This window comes from Alkalibacterium sp. s-m-28 (genome assembly GCF_054658175.1).
The window spans coordinates 72,692-97,785 of sequence record NZ_BAAGIQ010000001.1 but is presented as its reverse complement, the minus strand read 5'-3'; the positions used below and the strand labels follow the sequence as shown (position 1 = coordinate 97,785).

The following is a 25,094-nucleotide window of genomic DNA, read 5'->3' as shown; positions in this document are numbered from 1 at the left end:
ATGAAGATGTCTAAACGTATATTAACTGCACTTATTGCACTAGTATTATTCATACCATTGTTTATATTTGGGTCATGGCCCTTAGAGTTGCTGGTGGGATTAGTTGCGCTTTTTGCACTGATGGAGTTTGTTCAGATGGAAAAGATGAGCATTCGCTCCTTTCCAGCCATTCTGTCGGGTCTTATTGTATTGAGTATGGCTCTCAGTCCGAGAGTGAACGAGCTTTTTTCAGGTGATATCCTTACGCCTATCATCATATTGCAAGGCTTGATACTGCTGGTATATTCTGTATGGAATCCTGATTTAAAAATCAGGCAGATCGGTTCTGTGTTATTGATGACGGTTTATATAGGAGTCGGTACTGCTTCGTTAGTATCGTTAAGACAGTATAGTCTGACCTTTGTCCTGCTTGTATTACTAGTAATCTGGGCAACTGATACTGGAGCTTATCTCATTGGTGGAAAAATTGGAAAAACAAAATTGGCGCCTAGTATATCTCCAAATAAAACAATTGAAGGATCAGCCGGTGGAACGATTGCTTCTGCCATAGTCAGCGCTATCTATCTTATTTATTTTCCGATAGCGGACTCTTACATCCTTTCTATTCTCTTTATGATGGTGCTCTCAGTAGTAGGGCAGTTAGGAGATCTGGTTGAGTCAAAGATAAAGAGAGAGTACGGTGTCAAGGACTCAGGAAAGATACTCCCAGGACATGGTGGGATACTGGACCGGATCGACAGCCTGCTTTTAGTACTTAATGTGTTATTTGTCATCAGATTATTACGATAGAAGAAGGAGACCTTTATGATTCAGACTATTCTTGCGTTTGCCCTTGTATTTGGGATTATTGTCATTATTCACGAATTTGGTCATTTTTATTTTGCAAAACGAGCAGGCATTCTAGTAAGAGAATTTGCTATCGGATTTGGACCGAAAATCTTTCATCATCGCAAAGGGGAAACAACCTATACCATCAGGCTGCTTCCTGTTGGCGGATATGTCAGGATGGCAGGATATGAAGAGGAAGCTGATATACGACCCGGCATGACCGTCAGTTTATCCTTGGATGATCAGGATAAGGTCGAAAAAATCGATCTACAGTCTAAAGACGCGTCGCTGGATACTGTACCTTTGGAAGTGACTGATTTCAATTTTAATGAAGATTTGTTCATAGCCGGACGTGTCGGATTTGATACTGAAGTTAAAAGATATGAAGTCAATCGGGACGCTCTTTTAGTAGAAAAAGACGGGACATTGCTTCAGATTGCTCCGAAAGATCGTCAGTTCCAGAGTGCGTCACTTGGCAACCGGATGATGACCAATTTTGCCGGTCCGATGAACAACTTCATACTGGCAGTCATTGCATTTACAGCCCTCGCTTTCTTGCAGGGTGGGGTTCCTTCTCAGGAGCCTCTTATCGGAGCAGTTGAAGAAGGTTCTCCTGCGGCTGAAGCCGGTCTTGAAGAAGGAGACCGTGTTCTTTCCATAGATGATGAAGAAGTCGGCTCTTGGAAAGAAATGCTCATGATCATTCAGGACAGTCCAGAAGAAGCTATGACTTTCGACATCGAAACAGCCGATGGAGAACGTGTCCAGCAGACGATCACGCCATACAGTTATGATTCAGGCAATGAAGTAGTGGGGCGAATTGGCATCGAGAGATTTGTAGACGACAGTCTGACTGCCAGATTGACCTTCGGATTCACAGAAACATGGTTTATCATTACTCAAATATTTACCTTACTTGGATCATTCTTTACCGGCGGTTTCAGTGTTGACCAGCTTGGTGGACCTGTTGCAATTTATGCAACAACTGAAGCTGTTGTTCAAGCGGGAATATTCGGACTCATCAGCTGGATCGGATTTTTAAGTGTGAATCTCGGTATCATGAACTTGCTTCCCATTCCCGCGCTTGACGGAGGGAAACTGCTGCTCAACCTCATTGAAGCGGTACGCAAGAAACCATTGAGTCAGGAAAAGGAAGGGTATATTACACTTATCGGTGTCCTGTTCCTTCTAATCCTCATGTTACTAGTTACATGGAATGATATTCAGACATTCTTTTTAAATTAACCACTAAAGGAGACAGTCGTTTATATGAAACAGTCAAAATTATTTGCACCTACATTAAGAGAAGTTCCAAATGATGCTGAAGTGATTAGTCATCAGCTGCTTTTGAGAGCAGGATACATCAGACAGGTATCTTCAGGGGTATACAGCTATCTACCACTGGCATACCGCGTCATCGAAAACATCAAAGCCATTATACGTGAAGAACTGGATGCGATTGAGGGTTCAGAAATGCTTCTTCCGGCACTACTTCCTGCAGATTTATGGAAGGAATCCGGACGGTATGAAACATACGGGGAAGATCTGATCAAGCTTAAAGATCGTCACGAGCGTGATTTTATTCTTGGACCGACTCATGAAGAAACATTTGCCAAACTGATCAGTGAAGAAATCAAATCTTACAAGAAGCTTCCGCTTCACCTCTATCAGTTCCAGACTAAATATAGAGATGAAAAGCGTCCCCGTTTCGGTTTGATGCGCGGAAGAGAATTCATCATGAAAGATGGCTACACATTCCACGATAATTATGAAAGTCTGGATGAAGCTTATGATCAGATTGCCCAGGCCTATACAAAAGCATTCGAAAGACTCGGGCTGAATTTCCGCTCGATCATCGGTGATGCAGGGGCTATGGGAGGAAAAGACTCCGTAGAATTTATGGCTCTAGCTGATGCTGGTGAAGATACCGTTGTGTATTCCGACGGCAGTGACTACGCAGCCAACCTGGAAATGGCGTCAAGTGCATACAAGCAGTCACCTAATACAGATGTTCTGCTTGAAATGAAAGAAGTGGACACGCCCGATACGACAACGATTCAGGAGCTTTCTGAGTTCCTTGATTTACCTAAAGCTCAGCTTCTCAAAAGTGTGCTCTACATGGCAGATAATGAGACGCCTGTTCTTGCGATCGTTAGAGGCGATCAGGAGGTTAACGATATCAAGCTTAGAAACGCTATCGGAGCTGAAGAGGTCGTGCCTGCAGAGGATGACCAGATCAAGTCTATCTTCAAGACAGTACCTGGTTACGTTGGACCGGTCGACCTCTCTGATGAAGTTCGAATTATCGCAGACCTGCATGTTCAGGATGTGGTCAATGGCGTAACTGGAGCGAATAAAGAAGGGATTCACCTAACCAATGTCAATCCAGGGCGAGACTTTTCGGTTGAAACATTTGCCGATATCCGTACAGTTAAGGAAGGCGACCCTTCTCCTGACGGGAAAGGCAGCCTGAAATTTACCAAGGGAATTGAAATCGGGCACATCTTTAAGCTGGGAACACGTTACAGCGACGCTATGAATGCTACCGTTCTGGACAGTAATGGCAGACAGACGCCAGTTATTATGGGAAGCTACGGCATCGGAGTCAGCCGACTGCTTTCAGCTATTGCTGAACAGTATGCCGATGATAAAGGACTGGTGTGGCCAGCCGCTGTTGCCCCGTTCGATCTGCATATTATCCCTGTCCAAGTGAAAAATGACGAGCAGAAAGAACTGGCTTTCCGCCTTTATGATGATTTCAAGTCTAAAGGCTATAAAGTTCTTCTGGACGACCGTAATGAGCGTCCTGGTGTTAAATTCACAGATGCAGAACTGATCGGTATTCCGGTACAGCTGACTGTTGGTAAAAAAGCAGCTGAAGGTATAGTAGAAATAAACATCCGCAAGACTGGTGAAATGGTCGAAGCCAGACTAGATGAAGTGCTGCAGACCATCGATATTCTGATGAACAATCAGAACTAATTAAATGATTAAAATGAAAACTGAGGCATTTACTGTCTCAGTTTTCTGTTCTATAATCGTAGGAAAGTGACAGGAGAAAGAAGGATTTACTTTGAGTTTAAATAAAACTGAACTGTTTCAGACACTTCTTAAACAGACAAAAGTCGAATTAAGTGATGAAGATAAAGAATGGATACATAAGGGTGAAGTTGAATCAGTCACCGTCTATAAACGAGAGAAGAAATGGGACCTTGTTCTGACATTTCCGAACATTCTGCCTTACCGTCTCTATCTGACCATCAGTCACGCCATCCGAGAATCGTTCAAGGCGATTTGTGAAGTGAACCTGACTGTCCGGACTAGCGAGCCAACTATCACTGTGGAAAAAGTGAGAGATTACTGGAATGAAGCGTGCAAGCAAAGTGGAGTGGATTCACCAATTTGCAACCAGGTTTTTTCAGAACGTTTTCCTGTTTTTAAAGATAAAAAATGGCTGTTCATAATTGACCAGGAGCTTGTTTTCGACAAATACGACAAAGATTTCCTGCCTCAGATCAGCAAGGCCTATCACAAACTGGGATTTCCTGAAACCTTTTCAGTCAGGGCTTTAGTAGATGCTCAGGCTAGTCAGGATAAGGTCAATGAATTCAAACTTAAAAAAGAAGAAAATGACCAGCTGATGGCTCAGGAGTATACGAAAATGATCGAAACTGCCGAAAAGAAAAAAGAGCAGTCCAGAGAAGACAGTCATAGTGGCCCGATCAAACTGGGACGGGCTATCCCAGCTAACGAAGAAGTCAAGCAAATGATCGAAGTTGTTGAAGAAGAGCGACGCATCACGCTTGAAGGATATGTATTCGACTCTGAAGTCAGAGAACTGAGATCCGGAAGAAAACTGCTTCTGATGAAGATTACCGATTATTCTTCATCTTTTACCTGTAAACGGTTCTCAAACAATGAATCAGACGAAGCTCTTTTTGATGCGATTAAACCCGGTATCTGGGTAAAGGTCAGAGGGAGCATTCAGGAAGACACATTCATGAGGGATCTTGTGATGAACGTACAGGATATTACTCAGACCTTCCATGCTGAAAGAGAAGATACGTTCGAAGGGGAAAGCAAGCGCATTGAGCTGCATGCCCACACAAATATGAGTCAGATGGACGCGATTTCCGGGGCGACTGCACTGATCGAACAGGCGGCCAAGTGGGGACATGAAGCCATTGCGATTACGGACCATGGAGGTGGTCAGTCATTCCCAGAAGCCCATGGTGCCGGTCAGAAAAATAATATAAAAGTCATTTACGGGCTGGAGGCAAATCTGGTCGATGACGGAGTGCCGGTGGCTTATAATGAAAGCCACCTTAACCTGAATGAATCGACTTATGTCGTATTCGACGTTGAAACTACAGGGCTCTCAGCTATTTATGACAGCATAATTGAACTTGCGGCTGTAAAAATGCACAAAGGAAATGTGGTGGAAGAGTTTCAGGAGTTCATCGATCCGGGTCATCCGCTGTCAGAAACGACCGTTCAGCTGACCGGCATTACCGATGATATGGTACGGGGATCCAAGACCGAAAAAGATGTCCTGGAGCGGTTCAGAGCTTTTTCTGAAGACACGATTCTTGTTGCTCACAATGCCTCATTCGATATGGGCTTTCTGAACACGGCATACAAGAAACACAAGATGGACGTATCGACCCTTCCGGTCATCGATACACTTGAATTTTCACGGTTCATCAACCCGACATTCAAAAGTCATCGACTCAATACGCTGGCCAAGCGCTTCAAAGTCAATCTTGAACAGCACCACCGTGCGATCTATGATTCGCAGACGACCGGTAATCTACTCTGGATCTTTGTCAAGAAGGCGCAGGAAGAACACAACATCCATTATCACGATGAATTAAATCAGTTCATGGGTGAGGGGGATGCGTATAAACGCTCCCGTCCGAGCCATGTGACCTTATGGGCAAGTTCACAGTCCGGACTGAAGAATCTATTCAAACTGATTTCAACGTCACTAGTGGATTATTTTTACAGAGTCCCCAGACTGCCTCGTTCTGTACTGGAAAAACACAGGGAAGGCATTATAGTAGGATCTGGCTGTTCAAAAGGGGAAGTCTTTGAAGCGATGATGCAAAAAGGCTATGAAGAAGCCCGAAGAGTTGCGGAGTTTTACGATTATCTGGAGATCATGCCCAAAGAAGTATACAGTGACCTGATTCAACGGGAGCTGGTCAGAAGTGATGCTGATCTGGAAGATATTCTGACCAACATGATCAAACTGGGTGAAGAGCTGGACAAGCCGGTCATTGCGACTGGGAATGTCCACTACATTCATCCGGAAGATGCTGTTTACCGTGACATCCTGATGGAGACACAGTCATCAGTTGCTTCGTCACCAGGAAATAATCCAGCTGTTCATTTCAGGACAACAAATGAAATGATGGACGCGTTCCGCTTCCTCGGAGAAGACAAGGCCCGCGAAGTCGTCATAGAGAACCCGCAGCTACTCAATCGTCAGATCGAAGACGGCATCACTCCAGTGAAGAAAGATCTCTTCACTCCTAAGATGGAAGGTGCGGAAGAAGAGATCAGACAGATGAGTTACGATAAGGCTCACAGTCTCTATGGTGATCCGCTTCCGGAAATCATCGAAGCCCGGCTTGAGAAAGAGCTGGACAGTATCATCGGAAACGGGTTTTCCGTTATCTATCTGATTTCTCAGAAACTGGTGCATAAGAGTATTGAAGATGGGTATCTCGTTGGTTCAAGGGGATCGGTTGGCTCGAGCTTCGTTGCTACGATGACGGGGATCACAGAAGTCAACCCAATGCCTCCACATTACCGATGCAACAGCTGTCAGTACTCTGAGTTCTTTACTGAAGGAGAAGTGGGGTCGGGGTTCGATCTTCCGGAGAAAGCCTGCCCGAACTGTCAGGCTGACTTATACAGAGACGGACAGGATATTCCGTTTGAAACCTTCCTGGGATTCAAAGGAGATAAAGTCCCTGATATCGATTTGAACTTCTCAGGAGAGTATCAGGCAACAGCGCACCACTATACAAAAGAGTTGTTTGGGGAAGAATATGTTTACAGAGCCGGTACGATCGGTACGATTGCAGACCGGACTGCTTTTGGATTCGTTAAAGGTTTCGAGAGGGATCATCAGCTGCATTATAGATCAGCCGAAATCGACCGTCTGTCCAAGGGGCTGACAGGTGTCAAACGGACAACTGGGCAGCACCCTGGTGGAATCATCGTTATTCCGGACTATATGGATGTCTATGACTTCAGTCCAGTGCAGTATCCAGCAGATGATCAGGAATCTAAATGGAAAACGACGCATTTCGATTTTCATTCCATTCATGACAATGTGCTAAAACTTGATATCCTGGGACACGATGATCCGACAATGATCCGTAAGCTGCAGGACCTTTCAGGAATCGATCCTCTGGATATCCCTGTCAACGATCCTGGCGTCATGAAACTCTTCAGCGGCACAGAAGTTCTCGGAGTCACTGAAGAACAGATCTATTCAAAAACAGGGACCTTGGGTGTTCCGGAGTTCGGGACACGATTCGTTCGTCAGATGCTTGAGCAAACCAATCCGACGACCTTTGCTGAGCTGCTTCAGATCTCCGGACTGTCACACGGAACGGATGTCTGGCTGGGCAATGCTGAGGAACTGATTAGATTGCATAACATCCCTCTGGCTGAAGTAATCGGGTGTCGTGATGACATCATGGTCTACCTTCAGCATCAGGGATTAGAAGATGACATAGCCTTCAAGATCATGGAGCATGTTCGTAAGGGTCGAGGGATACCGGATGAGTGGCAGGCCGTCATGCGTGAAGAAGACGTGCCGGAATGGTATATCGATTCCTGCCTGAAAATCAAGTATATGTTCCCTAAAGCCCACGCAGCTGCCTACGTCCTTATGGCACTTCGGGTCGCCTACTTCAAGGTGCATTATCCGCTTTACTACTATGCCGCATACTTTTCCATCAGAGCCAGTGACTTTGATCTGGAAGCGATGTGCCAGGGGAAAGACGGCATCAAGTCAAGAATGAAAGAAATTACGGATAAAGGGATGGATGCCAGTACGAAGGAAAAGAACCTGCTGACGGTACTGGAACTGGCTAACGAAATGGTCGAGCGAGGCTTTGAATTCAAGATGGTCGATCTGGACAAATCACACGCTACTGACTTTATCATTGAAGACAATGCACTGATCGCACCATTCAGAGCTGTCCCATCTCTTGGAGCAAGTGTAGCAGGAGCGATCGTAGAGGCTAGAGAAGACGAGCCTTTCCTTTCAAAAGAAGATCTTTCAAGAAGAGGGAAAGTCTCAAAAACCGTAATGGAATATCTAGAAACGAACCAGGCCTTAAAAGGACTTCCAGACGAAAATCAGCTTTCTTTGTTCGACATCTAGTCTGATGCCGTTAAAGTTGCCTTGTTTAGGCAGGTGTGGTACACTAGTAGACGAATCGAGCAAGATAGACCGTGTAAAGAGTGAGCGAATCCGCTCACTCTTTTTCACAGCCTTGACGAATGCTGCGACAACATCGTACTCATTTGAGAGGAGAGTGAAGTGTTTGAATACAATAGACAAAGTAAGAGAACTGTCAGAGCCATTGGCAGATGAATTAGGATATGAACTAGTTGATGTGGAATACGTTAAAGAAGGTAAAAACTGGTTTTTAAGATTATATATCGATAAAGAAGCAGGTGTCGATCTTGATGACTGTGCCCTGTTCAGCGAAAAAGTTGGAGAGACACTGGATGCCATTGAACCAGACCCGATTCCGCACGCTTATTATCTGGAAGTGTCCTCACCGGGAGCGGAACGTCCTTTAAAAACAGAAGAAGATTTCGAGAAAGCTGTCGGTAAGTACATCTATGTGGCATTAAATGGTGAAATTGGAGGATTCGATGCCTATGAAGGTCATCTGAAATCCTACGACGGCGATGAACTGGTTATGGAAGTTATGATCAAGACACGCCGGAAAGATTTGGTTCTGTCTAAAGGTCAGGTCGCTAAGGCGAGATACGCCATCGAATTTTAATTCAGATAAAAAGTAACTACTTTATAAAGGGGTATAAATATGAGTAAAGAATTGGCAGCTGCTCTTGAGACACTTGAACAGGAAAAAGGCATCTCCAAAGAAATCGTGATCGATGCACTGGAAGCTGCACTCGTTTCAGCTTACAAGCGTAACTATGGGACGTCCCAGAACGTTGAAGTGAACTTTGACGAAGATACCGGTACGATTACGGTCAACCAGGTTAAAGAAGTGGTAGAAGATGTGTATGACTCTCAGCTGGAAATCAGCCTGACAGAAGCACGTGAACGAAACAAAGCTTACGAAGTAGGAGATAAGATCAAGTTTGAAGTGACGCCTAAGAACTTCGGACGGATTGCAGCTCAGACAGCGAAGCAAGTGATCATGCAGCGAATGCGTGAAGCCGAGCGTTCAATAATCTACAACGAATATATTGCCTATGAAGATGATCTGATGACGGGCACCGTCGAGCGTCAGGACAGCAAGTTCATCTACATCAACTTAGGAAAAGTGGAAGCTGTTCTTTCTAAGCGTGATCAGATTGAAAATGAAACGTATGCAACACATGACCGTATCAAAGTATACGTCAGCAATGTAGAGAATTCGACAAAAGGACCTCAAGTCTTTGTCAGCCGGACACATCCGAACTTGATCAAGCGTCTGTTTGAACAGGAGGTGCCGGAAATCTACGATGGCATAGTAGAAATCGTATCGATTGCAAGAGAAGCTGGTGACCGTGCGAAGATTGCTGTGTCGTCCCGAGATGAAAATGTCGACCCTGTCGGAACGTGTGTTGGACCAAGAGGGTCTCGTGTACAAGCCATCGTTAATGAGCTGAACGGCGAAAACATGGATATCGTCGAATGGGACAAAGACCCTTCAGTTTATATCAAAAATGCTTTAAATCCGGCTCAGGTCATTGATGTTCAGTTTGATGAAGATCAGCATTCATGTGTGATCGTTGTCCCGGACTATCAGCTGTCACTGGCTATCGGTAAGCGTGGACAGAATGTTCGTCTGGCAGCTAAATTGACTGGCTTCAAGATCGACATCAAATCCGAATCTGATATGGAAGCTCTTGCCAAAGAAGCAGAAGAGCTTAAAGACGATTCTTTCTTTAATGCTTTGAACGATGACAGCGAAGAAGCAGTGCAGCAGGCAGATGCCTTAGCTGATGCAGATACACTGTTTTCTGAAGATGAGACGATAGAAGTTGAAGCACTTGATGAAGAAGAAGTCTCTGACGCAGGAGATTCTACTGTGTATGCTCAAGATAACGATCAGCCTGATGCACAGCCGGGAGAACCTGTCATGGAAACAGACTTTCAGTCTGGTGAACTTGACTCAAACGATGCAGAAGATCTGATCGAATTTGCTGAAGAAAGAGACGGCAGAGGCGAAGAGGATGCAACCGAAGCATCAATGGAAGAAATCGAAGAAGCGACATTCTCAGAAGATGATGAGAACCTGGGAAGTTAAGAGATCAATTAAGGTGGGCAGTCATGCAGAATCGTAAAGTACCAATGAGAAAATGCATTGCATCTGGAGAAATGAAGCCTAAGAAAGAGATGGTACGTCTGGTCCGAAGCAAGGACGGAGCCGTATCCATCGATCCTTCGGGCAAGAAGAATGGCAGAGGAGCCTACATCTCCCTCGACACTGCGCTGGTTCAGAAAGCGAAAGACAAAAAACTGATCAGCCAGGCGCTGAACGCAACGATCGAGCAGTCGTTTTATGATGAGCTGATCGAGTATATCGAGTACAGACAAGCGCGGATGGAAATTGAAAATGAACAATAAACAACGTGCATTAAATCTGATAGGCCTGTCCCAGAGAGCTGGTCAGCTGATATCTGGAGAAGCCTTGGTGCTTCAGGCAGTCAGATCTAAAAAAGCAAAAACAGTATGTTTAGCATCAAATGCAAGTGAGAACACGAGAAAGCAATTTTTGAATAAGTGTGAGCATTACGACGTCCCAGTTGTAACAGAGTTCTCCAGAGAAGAGCTCTCTCATGCTTTAGGGAAGGATCGGACAGTATGTGCCCTTTTAGATAAAGGATTTGTGCATTCCCTTCAAAAATTGCTGTAAAATGAATGGGAAGGTGATTAAATGGGCAAAAAAAGAGTCTATGAATTCGCGAAGGAAAATGATGTACCAAGCAAGAAAGTACTGGAAACAGCAGAAGGTCTAGGGATCAAATACAGCAGTCACATGTCGACAATGAACGATGGGGATGTGGACAAGCTGGCTAAAGCAATTAAAGAACCGGTTAAACCTCAGAAAAAAGCTGAATCTTCCCAGTCTGGGTCAAAAGTATCTGCTCAGAATACAAGCAGATCGGACAACAGTAGGACTGGCCAGGCGAATCAGAATGCAAACCGCAATCAGCAGAAAAAATCGACTGCTTCAAATAGGTCACAGCAGAACAACCGACCGGCTCAATCGAACAAATCGAATCAGTCTGCCAACTCAAACAGACCGAACAACCGACCAAACAGTAAGTCTTCTGACAACCAGCCAAGCAGCAAGTCAGAAACTAAATCCAACAATAGAAAAGGACAATCCAACATAAATAAGTCTAATACTAAACCATCATCACAAAATAGAAATACGAATAAGAAACCGGACGCTAACCGTGCAGGGGCAGATGCTCCTAAACGTACTACTGACGAGAAACAGAAACAGCAGTTCGACAATAAGAAAAAACGCAACTCGCGTCAGCACCGCGGGATTCATGGCGGACCTGCAGGACGCAAGCGTAAAGGAAAAAAGAATCAGAAGTCACAGACACCTGCGACCCCACGTAAATTCAAAGAGCTTCCAAAAGTTCTTGAATATACTGACGGCATGACGATTGTAGAGCTGGCTAAGAAGATTCACCGTGAACCAGCTGAAATCGTCAAGAAGCTGTTCATGATGGGAGTCATGGCTACTCAGAACCAGTCTCTGGATAAAGAAACAATTGAACTTCTTGCAGCCGAATACGGTATGGATACAGAAGAAAAAGTTCAGATCGATCTGACTGACTTCGATACCTTCTTTGAACAGGAACCAGTAGAAGAAAACCTTGTTACCCGTCCGCCGACTGTTACTATCATGGGACACGTCGATCACGGAAAAACGACTTTACTTGATACTCTTCGAGAAACTAATGTAACAGAAGGGGAAGCTGGCGGAATCACTCAGCATATCGGTGCCTATCAGGTTGACGTAAACGGCAAGCTGATCACTTTCCTGGATACACCAGGACACGCTGCCTTTACTACTATGCGTGCGCGAGGAGCAGACATCACAGATATCGCAATCATCGTTGTTGCGGCTGATGACGGGGTTATGCCACAGACGGTTGAGGCGATCAACCATGCTAAAGCAGCTGGTGTGCCGATCATCGTAGCTGTCAATAAAGTTGATAAGCCGGGTGCCAATCCGGACCGCGTGATGCAGGAACTCACCGAATACGAACTTGTTCCAGAAGACTGGGGCGGAGATACGATTTTTGTTCAGATTTCAGCACTATTCAACCAGAATCTGGAAGAACTGCTCGAAATGATCCTGCTTGTTGCAGAAGTAGAGGAGCTGAAAGCTGATCCTGAACGTCTGGCTATCGGTACTGTTATCGAAGCAAGACTGGACAAAGCTAAAGGACCTATTGCTACCCTGCTTGTTCAGGAAGGAACACTTAGACAAGGTGAGCCAATCGTTGTCGGGAATACGTTCGGACGTGTCCGTACTATGACAAACGATAAAGGGCGCCGAGTAAAAAGTGCTGGACCTTCTACACCAGTAGAAATCACTGGATTGAACGAAACACCACAAGCCGGAGACCGCTTCGTTGTCTTTGAAGATGAGAAGACGGCACGTCAAGTAGGTGAATCCAGAGCGTCTGCAGCAACAGAAGCGCAGCGTTCGACTACAAATAAAGTAACACTTGAGAATCTATTCGACAGTCTGGAAGAGGGAGAACTTAAATCAGTTAACGTTATCGTTAAAGCTGATGTACAAGGTTCGGTTGAAGCTCTGGCTGCCAGTCTTGAAAAAATCGAAGTTGAAGGCGTTAAAGTCAACATCATTCACACTGGAGTTGGAGCCATCAACGAAAGTGATATTACTCTGGCATCTGCAAGTTCTGCCATCGTTATCGGGTTCAATGTTCGTCCGACGATTCAGGCGAAAGAAAGTGCAGACCGCGAAGAAGTGGATATCCGTACTCACCGTGTCATCTATGATGCGATTGATGAAATCGAAGCTGCAATGACAGGGATGCTGGATCCTGAATTCGAAGAGAAAGTTACCGGTCAGGCTCAAGTACGTGAAACTTACCATGTGTCTAAAGTAGGAACGATTGCCGGATGTTTTGTTACTGACGGTGTGATCAAGCGTAACAGTTCAGTTAGACTGATCAGAAATGGTATTGTACAGTATGAAGGGGAACTTTCAAGCTTGAAACGATTCAAAGATGATGCAAAAGAAGTAAGAAACGGATATGAGTGTGGATTGACGATCGAAGGCTATAACGATATCAAGGTTGATGACGTAATCGAAGCGTACGAAATGGTTGAAATCGAAAGAAAATAAACATATCTCATCAGATCCGAAACTATTTAAAAAGGACAGGTGAATACATTGCCGAACTATAGAGTAGGTAGAGTATCTCAGGAAATTCAGAAGGAAGTAACAGACATTCTCCGTAAACGAGTAAGAGATCCCAGAGTTGATGGAGTGACTGTAACAGGTGTAGACGTCACAGGCGATCTTCAACAGGCTATGATTTTTTACAGCACATTGTCTGAAGACGAGAGTGAAATAAAAAGCACTCAGGAAGGTCTTGATAAAGCAACTGGACTGGTTCGTAAGGAACTGGGCAGCCGTCTGACTCTGTATAAGACACCTGAACTGAAATTTTCAAGAGATGAATCGATTGCTTATGGAAACAAGATCGACTCACTTCTCAATCAAATAAAAAAAGAACATGAGGAATAAGTTTCTCTAACCAAATAAGCGATCGACTGAGCAGTAAAGAAGAGAATCTTTGTTTTTAAACATCGATTCTCTTTTCTTTTGCCAGTACATAAACAAGCAGGTCAGAAGGAGGAAATCATGGAAGGGATACTGCCTATATGGAAAGAAGCAGGAATGACCAGTCATGACGTGGTATTCAAGCTGAGAAAGATTTTAAAGACAAAAAAGGTGGGCCATTCCGGAACCTTGGATCCAGATGTGGACGGGGTACTTCCAGTAGCAATAGGAAAAGCCACTAAAATGATCGAGTACATGATGGACTCTGACAAGATCTATACAGGAGAAATTACACTGGGTTACTCGACTACGACTGAAGACCGCTCCGGCGAGATTGTCGACACGAGACCAGTTACAGAAGGTGTTTCTCGCGAGTCAATCGATGCGGCGCTTGCTGCGCTGACCGGGGAGATTGAACAGACCCCTCCAATGTATTCCGCAGTTAAAGTCAACGGAAAAAGACTTTATGAGTATGCCAGAAAAGGGATCGAAGTCGAACGTCCGACACGGACTATTGAGGTGCATGATTATCAGAGGACGTCAGATCCAGTATTTGATGAAAAGGAACAGACTTTAAGTTTCACTTTTGAAGTCCGTTGCGGAAAAGGGACATATGTGCGTACATTAGCCGTAGATTTAGGCCAGGCCCTGGGTTATCCCTCGCACATGTCTCAGCTTACACGTATCTCCAGCGGCGGCTATTCCAGCGAACAGGCCTTAACTTTAGCTGAGGTAAAGCAGCTTATGGAAGACGATAAATTAGACGAGGCGCTGTTTCCACTGGAGAGTGCGCTGACCGAAATAAAGAAACACGACCTTACGGATGAAGAATATGCTAAGGTCAAGAATGGTGCACTACTGGATAAAGCAGACTATATACTGGATGAATCCGACCGACTTGTTTTTATGAAAGAGAACAAAGCGGTTGCTATTTATGGCTCACATCCAAGTAAAAGTCAGTTTATCAAACCGATAAAAGTCTTACGAAATGAATAGTAGGTGGAACTCATGGAAATAATTAACATTCATCACCCATATGATAAAAAAGATATATACTCTGGCGATATCGTTCTGATCCTGGGTTTCTTTGATGGAGTGCACCGTGGACATCAGGCCGTCATTAAAAAAGGCGTACAGATAGCTGCTCAAAAAGGAATGAAATCGGCAGTCATGACATTCAACAGACACCCGGCTTTCGTTTACCGCAGCTTCGATCCGGATAAGCATAATTATCTGACCCCGCTAAATCGAAAAGAAAAGATCATGGAAAATTTAGGCGTTGATATCCTCTATGAAGTCGATTTCACGTCCAGTTTCGGCCGCTTATCACCACAGGAGTTTGTAGATGAATATATCGTAAACTGGCATGCTAAAATCGTCGTTGCCGGGTTTGATTATACTTACGGCAAAGCCCACTTAGCCAATATGGATACCTTGCATGAGTATGCAGATGGGCGCTTTGATATTATTAAAGTTGAAAAAATGCAGGATGAACGGGACAAAATCAGTTCGACTCGCATCAGACGCTATATTGGTGAAGGACAAATCGAACGCGCGAACAATCTACTGGGATACGTCTATGAAACCAGCGGCTTCGTGATTCACGGGGATGCCAGAGGAAGAGATCTCGGCTATCCTACGGCAAATATCTATCCACACCCGTACGTCATGGTGCCTAAACGTGGCGTCTATGCTGTCAGAATGCTTGTCAATGAAAAATGGCATGACGGCATGGCTTCTATAGGTTATAATCCGACATTCGGTCATCGGCCGAGCTATTCGATCGAAGTCCATCTCTTTGACTACAGCGAAGAAATATACGGTGAGGATGTTTCTATTAAATGGGTCTCGTATCTGAGAGACGAAATCAAGTTCGATTCTGTCGATGCTCTTATTGAAAGACTGGACCAGGACGAGATAGAAGCAAGGGATTGTTTGGCAAAGGTCAAAATAAATCAGATTTAATTGTTGACAGACAAGTGTCTATTTGATAAATTATAAATGTGTTAGCACTCGGTTTGTTCGAGTGCTAATTTAATGAATGAATTGAAGCGGTGTGAGTGTTCAGCTAGTAAACCATTACGTTTGAAGTCTGTCTTCGTGCCAAGGAGTGATGCACATGTTGACAAAGAGGCAAATAAATATACTTGATGCTCTCATCAGACTCTATACGTCTACAGGGCATCCAATCGGGTCGAAAACAATCATGACTGAAACGGCTATCGATGCCAGTTCCGCAACAATCAGAAATGAACTGAGCTTTCTTGAAAAACTTGGATTCATCCAGAAAACTCATTCGTCTTCAGGACGTGTTCCGTCGATGAAAGGGTACCGGTATTACATCGATCATCTCGTGAAACCTCAGGAAGTAGCGAAGGACAAGCTGCAGATCATTAATGAAGTCCTTGGTAATCATGTCAGGCAGATGGATGATATCATGAATCAGTCAGCCAAGCTGCTGTCCGACTTGACCAGTTATACTGCGATCGTTCTTGGGCCGAAAGCCGAGTCCAGTCGCCTGACCGGATTCAGACTGGTTGCCTTGAATGATAATCTGATCATGGCAATCGTTCAGACAGATGGCGGACTGATCGAGAATAAAGTCTTCAGACTGCCGAAACCGATCGATGAGTCTGGTCTGGTCAAAGTGGCCAATATATTCAATCAGCATCTGGTCGGCCTGCCTTTAATGGAGGTCGCTAGAAAACTGGAACAGGATATTCCGTTCTTGATCAGAAAGTATGCGTCCAATGCGATGGATATGTATCTGTCGCTTGAATCGGCGTTCAATGCTTCTGCAGAAGACCGTTATCATGTTTCCGGCAAGATGAATCTGCTGGATTTCACTGAAGATATGGACAAACAGCAGCTTAAATCCTTATATTCTCTACTGGACAATAAAGGAAACCTCAATGTGCTGATCGATCCGATTCATGAAGATTTCGTCGTGAAGATAGGTGACGAATTCGACAACGAACTGTTTACCAACTTCAGTCTGGTGACCGCAGCATATCAGGTCAGCGGCCATGGCCGAGGGATACTTGCCGTGTTAGGTCCGACCAGCATGTCCTACGATGAGACATTCGGCGTGCTGGATGTATTCAGAAAACAGCTGACACACACATTATTAAATTACTACCTGGAATAATAAGGAAAAGAGGAATGTCACGTGGATGAAAAAGATGAAAAAGAGTTGAATGAAGACGTATCGTCAAAACAGGAAGAAACAGCTGACGAAGACGTTCAGCTTGAAAACGATGATCAGTCCACAGAAGAAGAGAGCAGCGGCTCTTCTGAACTGGAAGAAAAGCAGAAAGAACTGGACGACATGACAGACAGGTATTATCGTCTTCAGGCAGAACTGGCAAACATCCGCAGACGTAATCAGCGGGACCGCGAAGATCTTCTTCGCTACAGCTCACAGTCTCTGGCGAAAGAACTGCTTCCTGCACTGGACAATATCGAACGTGCTCTGAGTATCGAAGTCGATACTGAAGCAGGGGAGAACCTGAAAAAAGGTATTGAGATGGTATACAACAGCCTTCAGCAGGCGTTTGAAAAACAAGGCATCGAAGTGATCGATCCAGTTGGGGAACCATTTGATCCTAACTATCACGAAGCTTATACGCAGGTGCCGGCAAATGAAGGCCAGGGCAGCAATGAAGTGGCCCAGGTGTTTGAAAAAGGCTATAAACTGCACGATCGTGTATTACGTGCAGCCAAAGTATCAGTTACATTATAAAAAATTCTATAGAAAGCAAAAGGTGATTTGAATATGGGTAAAGTAATCGGAATCGACTTAGGAACAACAAACTCAGCTGTTTCTGTCCTTGAAGGCGGAGAAGCTAAAATTATTCCTAATAAAGAAGGAAACCGTACAACACCATCTGTTGTATCATTTAAAAATGGAGAAATTCAAGTAGGGGAAGTGGCTAAGCGTCAGGCTATCACAAACCCGAACACTGTCATCTCTATCAAACGTCACATGGGTGAAGATTTTAAAGTTGAAGCTGAAGGCAAGACGTATACTCCTCAGCAGGTGTCAGCATTCATTCTTCAGCACCTGAAAGATTATGCAGAAGACTACCTCGGTGAAGACGTAACTAACGCAGTCATCACTGTTCCTGCATACTTCAATGATTCACAGCGTCAGGCTACAAAAGATGCTGGTAAAATAGCAGGTTTAGAAGTTGACCGTATCGTAAACGAACCGACTGCTGCTTCACTTGCTTATGGTCTGGATAAAGTAGATAAAGACGAAAAAATCCTGGTATTTGACTTAGGTGGCGGAACATTCGATGTATCTATCCTTGAACTGGGAGACGGCGTATTCGAAGTTATGGCAACTGCCGGAGACAACCACTTGGGTGGAGACGACTTTGACGAAAAAATCATCGACTATCTAGTTGCTGAATTCAAGAAAGAAAACGGCGTTGACTTAAGTAAAGATAAAATGGCTCTTCAGCGTCTGAAAGATGCAGCTGAAAAAGCTAAAAAAGATTTGTCAGGTGTATCTTCTACACAAATTAGCTTGCCATTCATAAGTGCAGGAGAATCAGGTCCATTGCACCTTGAAATGACTCTGACGCGTGCCAAGTTCGACGAAATCACTGATGACCTGGTAACACGTACGAAGAATCCTGTTCGTCAGGCACTTAAAGATGCAGGACTATCCAAATCTGACATAGACGAGGTCATCCTTGTTGGAGGATCAACACGTATTCCAGCTGTTGTTGAAGCTGTTAAAGCTGAAACAGGAAAAGAGCCTAACCGTTCTGTAAACCCTGATGAAGTTGTTGCTATGGGGGCAGCTGTCCAAGGTGGAGTTATTTCAGGAGAAGTAAAAGACATCGTTCTACTTGACGTAACCCCTCTATCATTAGGAATCGAAACAATGGGCGGAGTATTTACTAAACTGATTGAGAGAAATACTACGATCCCAACAAGTAAATCTCAAGTATTCTCTACTGCTGCAGACAACCAGCCTGCGGTTGACGTACACGTGCTTCAAGGTGAGCGTCCAATGGCTAAAGACAACAAAACACTTGGCCGTTTCCAGCTGACGGATATTCCACCAGCACCACGTGGTGTGCCTCAAATCGAAGTTTCATTCGATATCGACAAGAACGGTATTGTAAATGTTTCTGCTAAAGATTTGGGAACAGGTAAAGAACAGAAAATCACAATCAAATCTTCATCTGGTCTTTCTGAAGAAGAAATTGAGCGTATGGTGAAAGAAGCAGAAGAAAACGCTGAAGCAGACAAAAAACGTAAAGAAGAAGTTGAACTGCGTAATGAAGCTGACCAGCTTGTCTTCCAGATTGACAAGACTTTGAAAGAGCTCGAAGGTAAAGCTGACGAAGCGGACATCAAGAAAGCTGAGGAAGCTCGTGACGAGCTGAAAACTGCACTTGAAAACGATGATATTGATGAAATCAAGACGAAGCGTGACGCACTGAATGAAATCGTTCAGGAAATGTCAGTCAAACTATACGAACAGGCTGCAGCTCAGCAGGCGGAAGCTGAAGGAGCAGAAGGCGATGTTCAGACAGACGACAACGTTGTCGATGCAGACTTTGAAGAAGTAGACGACGAAGAATAATTGAAGTAAGATTAGAAGAGAAGAAAGCACTTTTAAAGCACCACAAACAAGTGCTTTCTTTCTTTTTGAAAAGAGATACAGAGCCCCTGTAGCTGCTGTGCAAGAAGCCTAACAGTCGTAGGACTCAGCTCTACAGAGACGCGTGACAGTAGCAATGGAGGGATAGTATGCCTGAAAAAGAAGATTTTTATGACCTACTAGGAGTTTCTAAAAATGCTTCTAAAGATGAAATTAAAAAAGCTTACCGAAAGCTTTCTAAAAAATACCACCCGGATATCAGTGACGCTCCAGATGCCGACGAGAAGTTCAAGCAAATCTCAGAAGCCTATGAAGTGTTGAGTGATGACCAGAAGCGTGCAGCATACGATCAGTATGGACATGCCTCAACAGATCCGAACTTCGGTGCAGGCAGTGGCTTTGGTGGCGGGTTCGGCGGTGGCCAGGGTGGCTTCGGCGGCGGATTCGAAGATATCTTCGATCAGTTCTTTGGTGGGGGAGGTTCAAGACGCCGTAATCCGAATGCACCCCGTCAAGGTGAGGATCTGCAGTATGTCATGGATCTTAAGTTTGAAGAAGCTGTTTTTGGTAAAGAAACAACGATTCGATACAATCGTGAAGAAACGTGTGATACGTGTGCCGGATCCGGAGCAAAACCAGGTACCAGCCCGCAGACCTGTTCGCAGTGTCACGGTGCCGGTGCGGTAAACGTTGAGCGTAACACACCGTTCGGACGTGTCATGACTCAGCAGACCTGCCCGACATGTAATGGGTCCGGACAGGAAATCAAAGAGAAGTGTACGACCTGTCATGGAACAGGACACAATAAAAAACAGCATTCTGTTAAAGTGACTGTACCTGCCGGTGTTGAAGACGGCAATCAGATGCGCGTACAGAATCAGGGAGATGCCGGAGTCAACGGTGGACCTTATGGTGATCTGTATGTCGTATTCCGAGTCAAGCCTTCTGAACTGTTTGACCGCAGAGGATCAGAAATATATTACGAGCTACCGATCAATATCGTTCAGGCTACTTTGGGTGATGAGCTTGAAGTGCCGACTGTACATGGCAAAGTGAAGTTCAAGATCCCGGCTGGAACTCAGCCAGGTACAACGTTCAGACTGAGAGGCAAAGGTGCACCAAGACTGAGAGGAACAGGCAATGGAGACCAGCACATCAAAGTCCGTGTCGTTGTTCCTGAAAAAGTCACTGAAGAACAGGCTAAACACCTGAGAAGCTTTGCACAGGCCAGCGAGTATGAGGACGTGGTCGAGCAAGGGGATGGCTCGTTTTTTTCGAAAGTAAAGGACGCCTTTAAGGATAAGAATAAATAAAGTGATACGCGCTCTCATTAAAGCAGGCCAGTATGTCTGTATTAATGAGAGCGTGATTTTTATCGTATAAATGATATAATCGATCAGCTGAAGATGTGAGTCAATAAATGTGAAAGCATTCAGGTTATAATGTGTCACAACAGAGACCAAGATCATTCAGGAGGTCAGGCAGACATTGTACTCTCTTGCCATCGTTGGTATAATAGTAAGGAATGTTTTTAGAGGAATGAGGAAAATATAGCAATGGATAAAAAACAAGCAAGAGAACGACAGAAGAAAATCAGAAACTTTTCGATCATTGCCCATATCGACCACGGGAAATCTACGCTGGCTGACAGAATTCTTCAGTTGACTCATACAGTGGCTGACCGTGAAATGCAGGATCAGCTCCTTGATTCCATGGATCTGGAAAGAGAACGTGGAATCACGATCAAGCTTAATACAGTTGAAGTACAGTATCAGGCTAAAGATGGGGAAACTTATATCCTTCATCTGATCGATACACCTGGACACGTCGACTTCACATACGAAGTCTCACGTAGCCTGGCTGCCTGTGAGGGAGCCATTCTAGTGGTAGATGCGGCACAAGGCGTTGAAGCACAGACGCTGGCTAACGTCTATCTTGCACTGGATAATGAACTGGAAATCCTTCCGATCATCAATAAGATCGACTTACCTGCTGCAGATCCTGAGCGTGTAAGAAAAGAAATTGAAGACATCATTGGACTGGACGCAAGTGAAGCTGTCCCAGCCAGTGCTAAAAGTGGAATAGGGATCGAAGAGATCCTTGAACAGATCGTGGAGAAAGTACCTGCACCAGAAGGGGACATCGACAATCCGCTGAAGGCTCTGATCTTTGATTCTGCCTATGATGCCTATAGAGGGGTAGTCCTGAACATCCGAGTGATGGAGGGTACACTCAAAAAAGGTGATACGATTCAACTGATGAGTAACGGCAAGAAATTTGAAGTCACTGAAGTTGGTGTGCATTCACCTAAGCCAGTCGAAAGAGACGCGCTGATGGTTGGAGACGTCGGATATGTCACAGCTAACATCAAGACCGTCAAGGATACCCAAGTAGGGGATACGCTGACTTTAGCCAACAATCCGACAGACAAGCCGCTGCCTGGTTACCGTGAAATGGTGCCGATGGTATTCTGCGGCATGTACCCGACGGATTCTTCAAGATATGAAGACTTGCGTGAAGCGCTTGAACGTCTTCAGCTTAATGATGCAGCACTGAAATTCGAAGCAGAAACGTCTCAGGCTCTAGGATTCGGATTCCGTTGTGGATTCCTTGGCATGCTTCACATGGATGTCATCCAGGAACGTCTGGAGCGTGAATTCAACCTTGATCTGATTACAACAGCACCATCTGTTATTTATCACATCAACAAGACCGATGGCGAACAGATCACTGTTTCAAACCCTGCGGATATGCCAGAACCACAGGAAATCGAATCAGTAGAAGAGCCTTACGTCAAAGCGACGATTACCGTACCAAATGATTATGTTGGTGCCGTAATGGAAATCGCTCAGCGTAAGCGTGGCGACTTCATCACGATGGAATATCTAGACGACATTCGAGTCAACGTCATGTACTACATGCCGCTGTCTGAAATCGTTTATGACTTCTTCGACCGTCTGAAATCAAGCACTAAAGGCTATGCGTCACTGGACTATCAGGAAGCCGGATACCGCGTCAGTAACCTGGTCAAGATGGATATCCTGATTCACGGAGAAAAAGTCGATGCCTTGAGCTTCATTGTGCACAAGGACTTCTCTTACGCCAGAGGACGCTCAGTTGTGGAACAGCTGAAGCAGACGATTCCAAGACAGCAGTTTGAAATTCCAATTCAGGCTGCCATTGGTCAGAACATCGTGTCCCGCTCAACCGTTAAAGCCTACCGTAAAGACGTTACGGCCAAGTTGTACGGAGGAGACGTCACCCGTCGTCAAAAACTTCTGAAGAAACAGAAAGCCGGTAAGAAGAGAATGAAGAACGTCGGAAACGTGGAAATTCCGCAAGAGGCGTTTATGTCTGTTCTTAACTTGGATGACGAATAAGTGTATTGAAAAGTATATTAGTCACTTAACTGAATCAAATAAGCCTTCAACCTTTTGACAACAAAATGGTGGAAGGCTTATTTATTCATTTGTAAAAAATGTAAAATGTAAATTTCATATAGAGCAGTTTGAAGTTAAGGTTAGGAGTAATGTTATAACGGGAGAAAATAATTTATTACTTAACGATTATTATATACTTCTTCTTAATCAGAAAGACTCTTAAAAGATGTTGAAATATGGTACAATGGACAGGACATTACTGGAAAGTAGGGATAAAGATTTAATGGATAATGACAGCTTCAGGAGTATCATTCTGCTGGTTTTACTTGTATTGTGTTCAGCGTATTTTTCTTCTTCAGAGACAGCCTTTACGTCAGCTAATCGTATCAGGCTGAAGAATGAAGCGGAAAATGGGGATGAGCGCTCCAAAAAAACGTTGAAACTTTCGGAAAGTTTCGATTCTGTTTTATCGACAATTTTGATAGGAAATAATATTATGAATATTGCGATGTCAGCTATTGCGACCTTGTTATTTGTGGACTGGTTTCCGGTATACGGGCCAACTTTAGCAACGATTGTTATGACTGTCATCATTCTTTTGTTCGGGGAAATCACGCCGAAAACAATAGCTAAGGAAAAATCAGAGCAGCTGGCGAAAAGTTCTGCTCCGATGATTCATTTTCTTATGCTCGTGTTCAAACCTGTTCTGTGGCTTCTTCAGAAATGGAAAGTCATGCTGGACAAGATCTTCAATTTCGAAGGCGAAGAAGTTATCAGTGAGGACGAACTGCTTTCAATTGTAGATGAAGCCGAGAGCGGCGGAAGTATAGAAGATCATGAACATCAGCTAGTCAGATCTGCAATCGAGTTCGATGACCTTGAAGTGTCGTCAATTCTGATGCCTAGGGTTGATGTGGTCGGCTGTGATCTCGACACTTCAGATGAAGAAATCGAAGAATTGTTCATGACACACAATTACTCCAGACTGATTGTTTACGATGATACGATCGATAACATCATTGGTGTCCTTCATGAAAAAGATTTCAACCGGTATTTGAAAGCCAAGAAGCAGACTGGACGAAACCTTTCACTTCTGACCGTAGTGAAAGACGTGATCTTTGTGCCGCCCGTCATGAACCTGTCTAAACTGCTCAGAACCATGCAGTTGAAAAAGACGCATATGGCAGTTGTTACTGACGAACATGGTGGAACAATTGGTATTGCGACTATGGAAGATGTCCTGGAAGAACTCGTTGGAGAAATCTGGGATGAATACGACATTATTGAAGAAGAAGTTGAGGAGGTTATTGAGGGGACACGCTACAAGGTTAAAGGGACTGCGAATCTCGATAAGATCTTCGAAATCTTTGGCATTCAAGAAGCAGATCAGTACGTATCAAATACGGTGAGTGGCTTTGTTATTGAAGAACTCGGACAGTTTCCTGAAGAGGGAGACGAATTCGTCTATCACAACATGAAAATCACGGTCACTATGGTTAGAAACAGACGTGTGCTTGAAATCCAGATTGACTATACGCCAATTGAAGAAGACTAGACAGAGGGACAGGAGAGAGTAAAGCGTTTCTATGACATTTTTGAATAATCCTATGTTAACAACTGAAGAAGTTGCAGAGAAGCTTTTAGGCTGCTTGTTGATTAGTCAGCACGGTGAGACTAAGACATCCGGCTGGATTGTTGAGACAGAAGCTTATGTGGGAGTCATTGACGAGGCCTGTCACAGCTTTGAAGGCAAACGGACGCCTAGACTAGAATCCATGTACAAGGAAGCCGGCACGCTTTATGTGTATCAGATGCATACGCACAAGATGCTGAATGTTGTGACGCGGTCTTCTAAGGAACCTGAAGCTGTACTGATCCGGGCTATTGAACCTTTTGAAGGTGTATCCGTTTTGGAAGATCGCAGAAACAAGACGGGGGTTCAGGCTACCGATGGACCTGGTAAACTGACTAAAGCAATGGCTGTCAGTATGGCTGATAATGGGTCAGTAGCTGATGCACCTCCGGTATACATCGATCCGTCGACTAGACGTCTACCCGAACGAATTGAACTGTCCAGTCGTATCGGAATACCTAATAAAGGACAATGGACGGATGCTTTGTTAAGATATAGTGTAAGAGGGAACCCATATGTTTCACGTAGAAAAGGAAAGCCTGCGGATAACAACGGATGGTGCCCTGTATTAGACTAGAGGA

General features: G+C 44.5%; 19 protein-coding genes. All 19 read left to right on the top strand.

Features of this window, described 5'->3' with window-relative positions:
* Nucleotides 1-6 precede the first annotated feature (6 nt).
* A complete protein-coding gene (locus ACYQ4S_RS00475; RefSeq protein ID WP_459768641.1) occupies nt 7-789 on the top strand; it encodes a phosphatidate cytidylyltransferase in 783 nt (260 codons plus the stop codon).
* A gap of 15 nt (nt 790-804) precedes the next feature.
* Entirely contained in the window at nt 805-2,073 is a 1,269-nt protein-coding gene (gene rseP, locus ACYQ4S_RS00470; protein WP_459768639.1) for an RIP metalloprotease RseP, read from the top strand.
* 24 nt (nt 2,074-2,097) lie between these two features.
* Nucleotides 2,098-3,810, top strand: coding sequence for a proline--tRNA ligase (locus ACYQ4S_RS00465; protein ID WP_459768637.1), 1,713 nt, complete (start codon nt 2,098-2,100; stop codon nt 3,808-3,810).
* Nucleotides 3,811-3,901: 91 nt separating this feature from the next.
* Complete coding sequence (locus ACYQ4S_RS00460; protein ID WP_459768635.1) at nt 3,902-8,233, top strand: PolC-type DNA polymerase III; 4,332 nt, start codon at nt 3,902-3,904, stop codon at nt 8,231-8,233.
* A 163-nt stretch (nt 8,234-8,396) separates the two neighbouring features.
* Nucleotides 8,397-8,867, top strand: a complete 471-nt coding sequence (gene rimP / locus ACYQ4S_RS00455; protein ID WP_459768633.1) for a ribosome maturation factor RimP — start codon at nt 8,397-8,399, stop codon at nt 8,865-8,867.
* A 39-nt stretch (nt 8,868-8,906) separates the two neighbouring features.
* Nucleotides 8,907-10,343 (top strand): transcription termination factor NusA, encoded by a 1,437-nt coding sequence (nusA, locus tag ACYQ4S_RS00450; protein WP_459768631.1) that lies wholly within the window; start codon nt 8,907-8,909, stop codon nt 10,341-10,343.
* A 23-nt stretch (nt 10,344-10,366) separates the two neighbouring features.
* Nucleotides 10,367-10,663: an RNase P modulator RnpM gene (gene rnpM, locus ACYQ4S_RS00445; RefSeq protein ID WP_346024024.1), complete on the top strand. Its 297-nt coding sequence runs from the start codon at nt 10,367-10,369 to the stop codon at nt 10,661-10,663.
* Nucleotides 10,653-10,952, top strand: coding sequence for a L7Ae/L30e/S12e/Gadd45 family ribosomal protein (locus tag ACYQ4S_RS00440; protein WP_346024023.1), 300 nt, complete (start codon nt 10,653-10,655; stop codon nt 10,950-10,952). The genes rnpM and ACYQ4S_RS00440 overlap by 11 nt, the downstream gene beginning before the upstream one ends.
* 21 nt (nt 10,953-10,973) lie before the next feature.
* Complete coding sequence (infB, locus tag ACYQ4S_RS00435) at nt 10,974-13,439, top strand: translation initiation factor IF-2 (protein WP_459768628.1); 2,466 nt, start codon at nt 10,974-10,976, stop codon at nt 13,437-13,439.
* Between the two features lie 48 nt (nt 13,440-13,487).
* Nucleotides 13,488-13,844 carry a 30S ribosome-binding factor RbfA gene (gene rbfA, locus ACYQ4S_RS00430; protein WP_459768626.1) on the top strand — a complete coding sequence of 119 codons (357 nt, stop codon included), beginning with the start codon at nt 13,488-13,490 and terminating at the stop codon, nt 13,842-13,844.
* A 117-nt stretch (nt 13,845-13,961) separates the two neighbouring features.
* Nucleotides 13,962-14,876, top strand: a complete 915-nt coding sequence (gene truB, locus ACYQ4S_RS00425) for a tRNA pseudouridine(55) synthase TruB (RefSeq protein WP_459768624.1) — start codon at nt 13,962-13,964, stop codon at nt 14,874-14,876.
* Between the two features lie 12 nt (nt 14,877-14,888).
* Nucleotides 14,889-15,845 (top strand): bifunctional riboflavin kinase/FAD synthetase, encoded by a 957-nt coding sequence (locus ACYQ4S_RS00420; protein ID WP_459768623.1) that lies wholly within the window; start codon nt 14,889-14,891, stop codon nt 15,843-15,845.
* Between the two features lie 154 nt (nt 15,846-15,999).
* Nucleotides 16,000-17,028, top strand: coding sequence for a heat-inducible transcriptional repressor HrcA (gene hrcA / locus ACYQ4S_RS00415; RefSeq protein WP_459768621.1), 1,029 nt, complete (start codon nt 16,000-16,002; stop codon nt 17,026-17,028).
* Between the two features lie 21 nt (nt 17,029-17,049).
* Complete coding sequence (grpE, locus tag ACYQ4S_RS00410) at nt 17,050-17,622, top strand: nucleotide exchange factor GrpE (RefSeq protein ID WP_459768620.1); 573 nt, start codon at nt 17,050-17,052, stop codon at nt 17,620-17,622.
* A gap of 33 nt (nt 17,623-17,655) precedes the next feature.
* Nucleotides 17,656-19,482 (top strand): molecular chaperone DnaK, encoded by a 1,827-nt coding sequence (gene dnaK, locus ACYQ4S_RS00405; RefSeq protein WP_459768618.1) that lies wholly within the window; start codon nt 17,656-17,658, stop codon nt 19,480-19,482.
* Nucleotides 19,483-19,649: 167 nt separating this feature from the next.
* Nucleotides 19,650-20,813 (top strand): molecular chaperone DnaJ, encoded by a 1,164-nt coding sequence (gene dnaJ, locus ACYQ4S_RS00400; RefSeq protein ID WP_459768616.1) that lies wholly within the window; start codon nt 19,650-19,652, stop codon nt 20,811-20,813.
* Between the two features lie 243 nt (nt 20,814-21,056).
* Nucleotides 21,057-22,880: a translation elongation factor 4 gene (gene lepA / locus ACYQ4S_RS00395; protein ID WP_459768614.1), complete on the top strand. Its 1,824-nt coding sequence runs from the start codon at nt 21,057-21,059 to the stop codon at nt 22,878-22,880.
* Nucleotides 22,881-23,106: 226 nt separating this feature from the next.
* Nucleotides 23,107-24,435, top strand: a complete 1,329-nt coding sequence (locus ACYQ4S_RS00390; protein WP_459768612.1) for an HlyC/CorC family transporter — start codon at nt 23,107-23,109, stop codon at nt 24,433-24,435.
* Between the two features lie 31 nt (nt 24,436-24,466).
* Nucleotides 24,467-25,090, top strand: a complete 624-nt coding sequence (locus tag ACYQ4S_RS00385; RefSeq protein ID WP_459768610.1) for a DNA-3-methyladenine glycosylase — start codon at nt 24,467-24,469, stop codon at nt 25,088-25,090.
* Nucleotides 25,091-25,094: the final 4 nt, after the last annotated feature.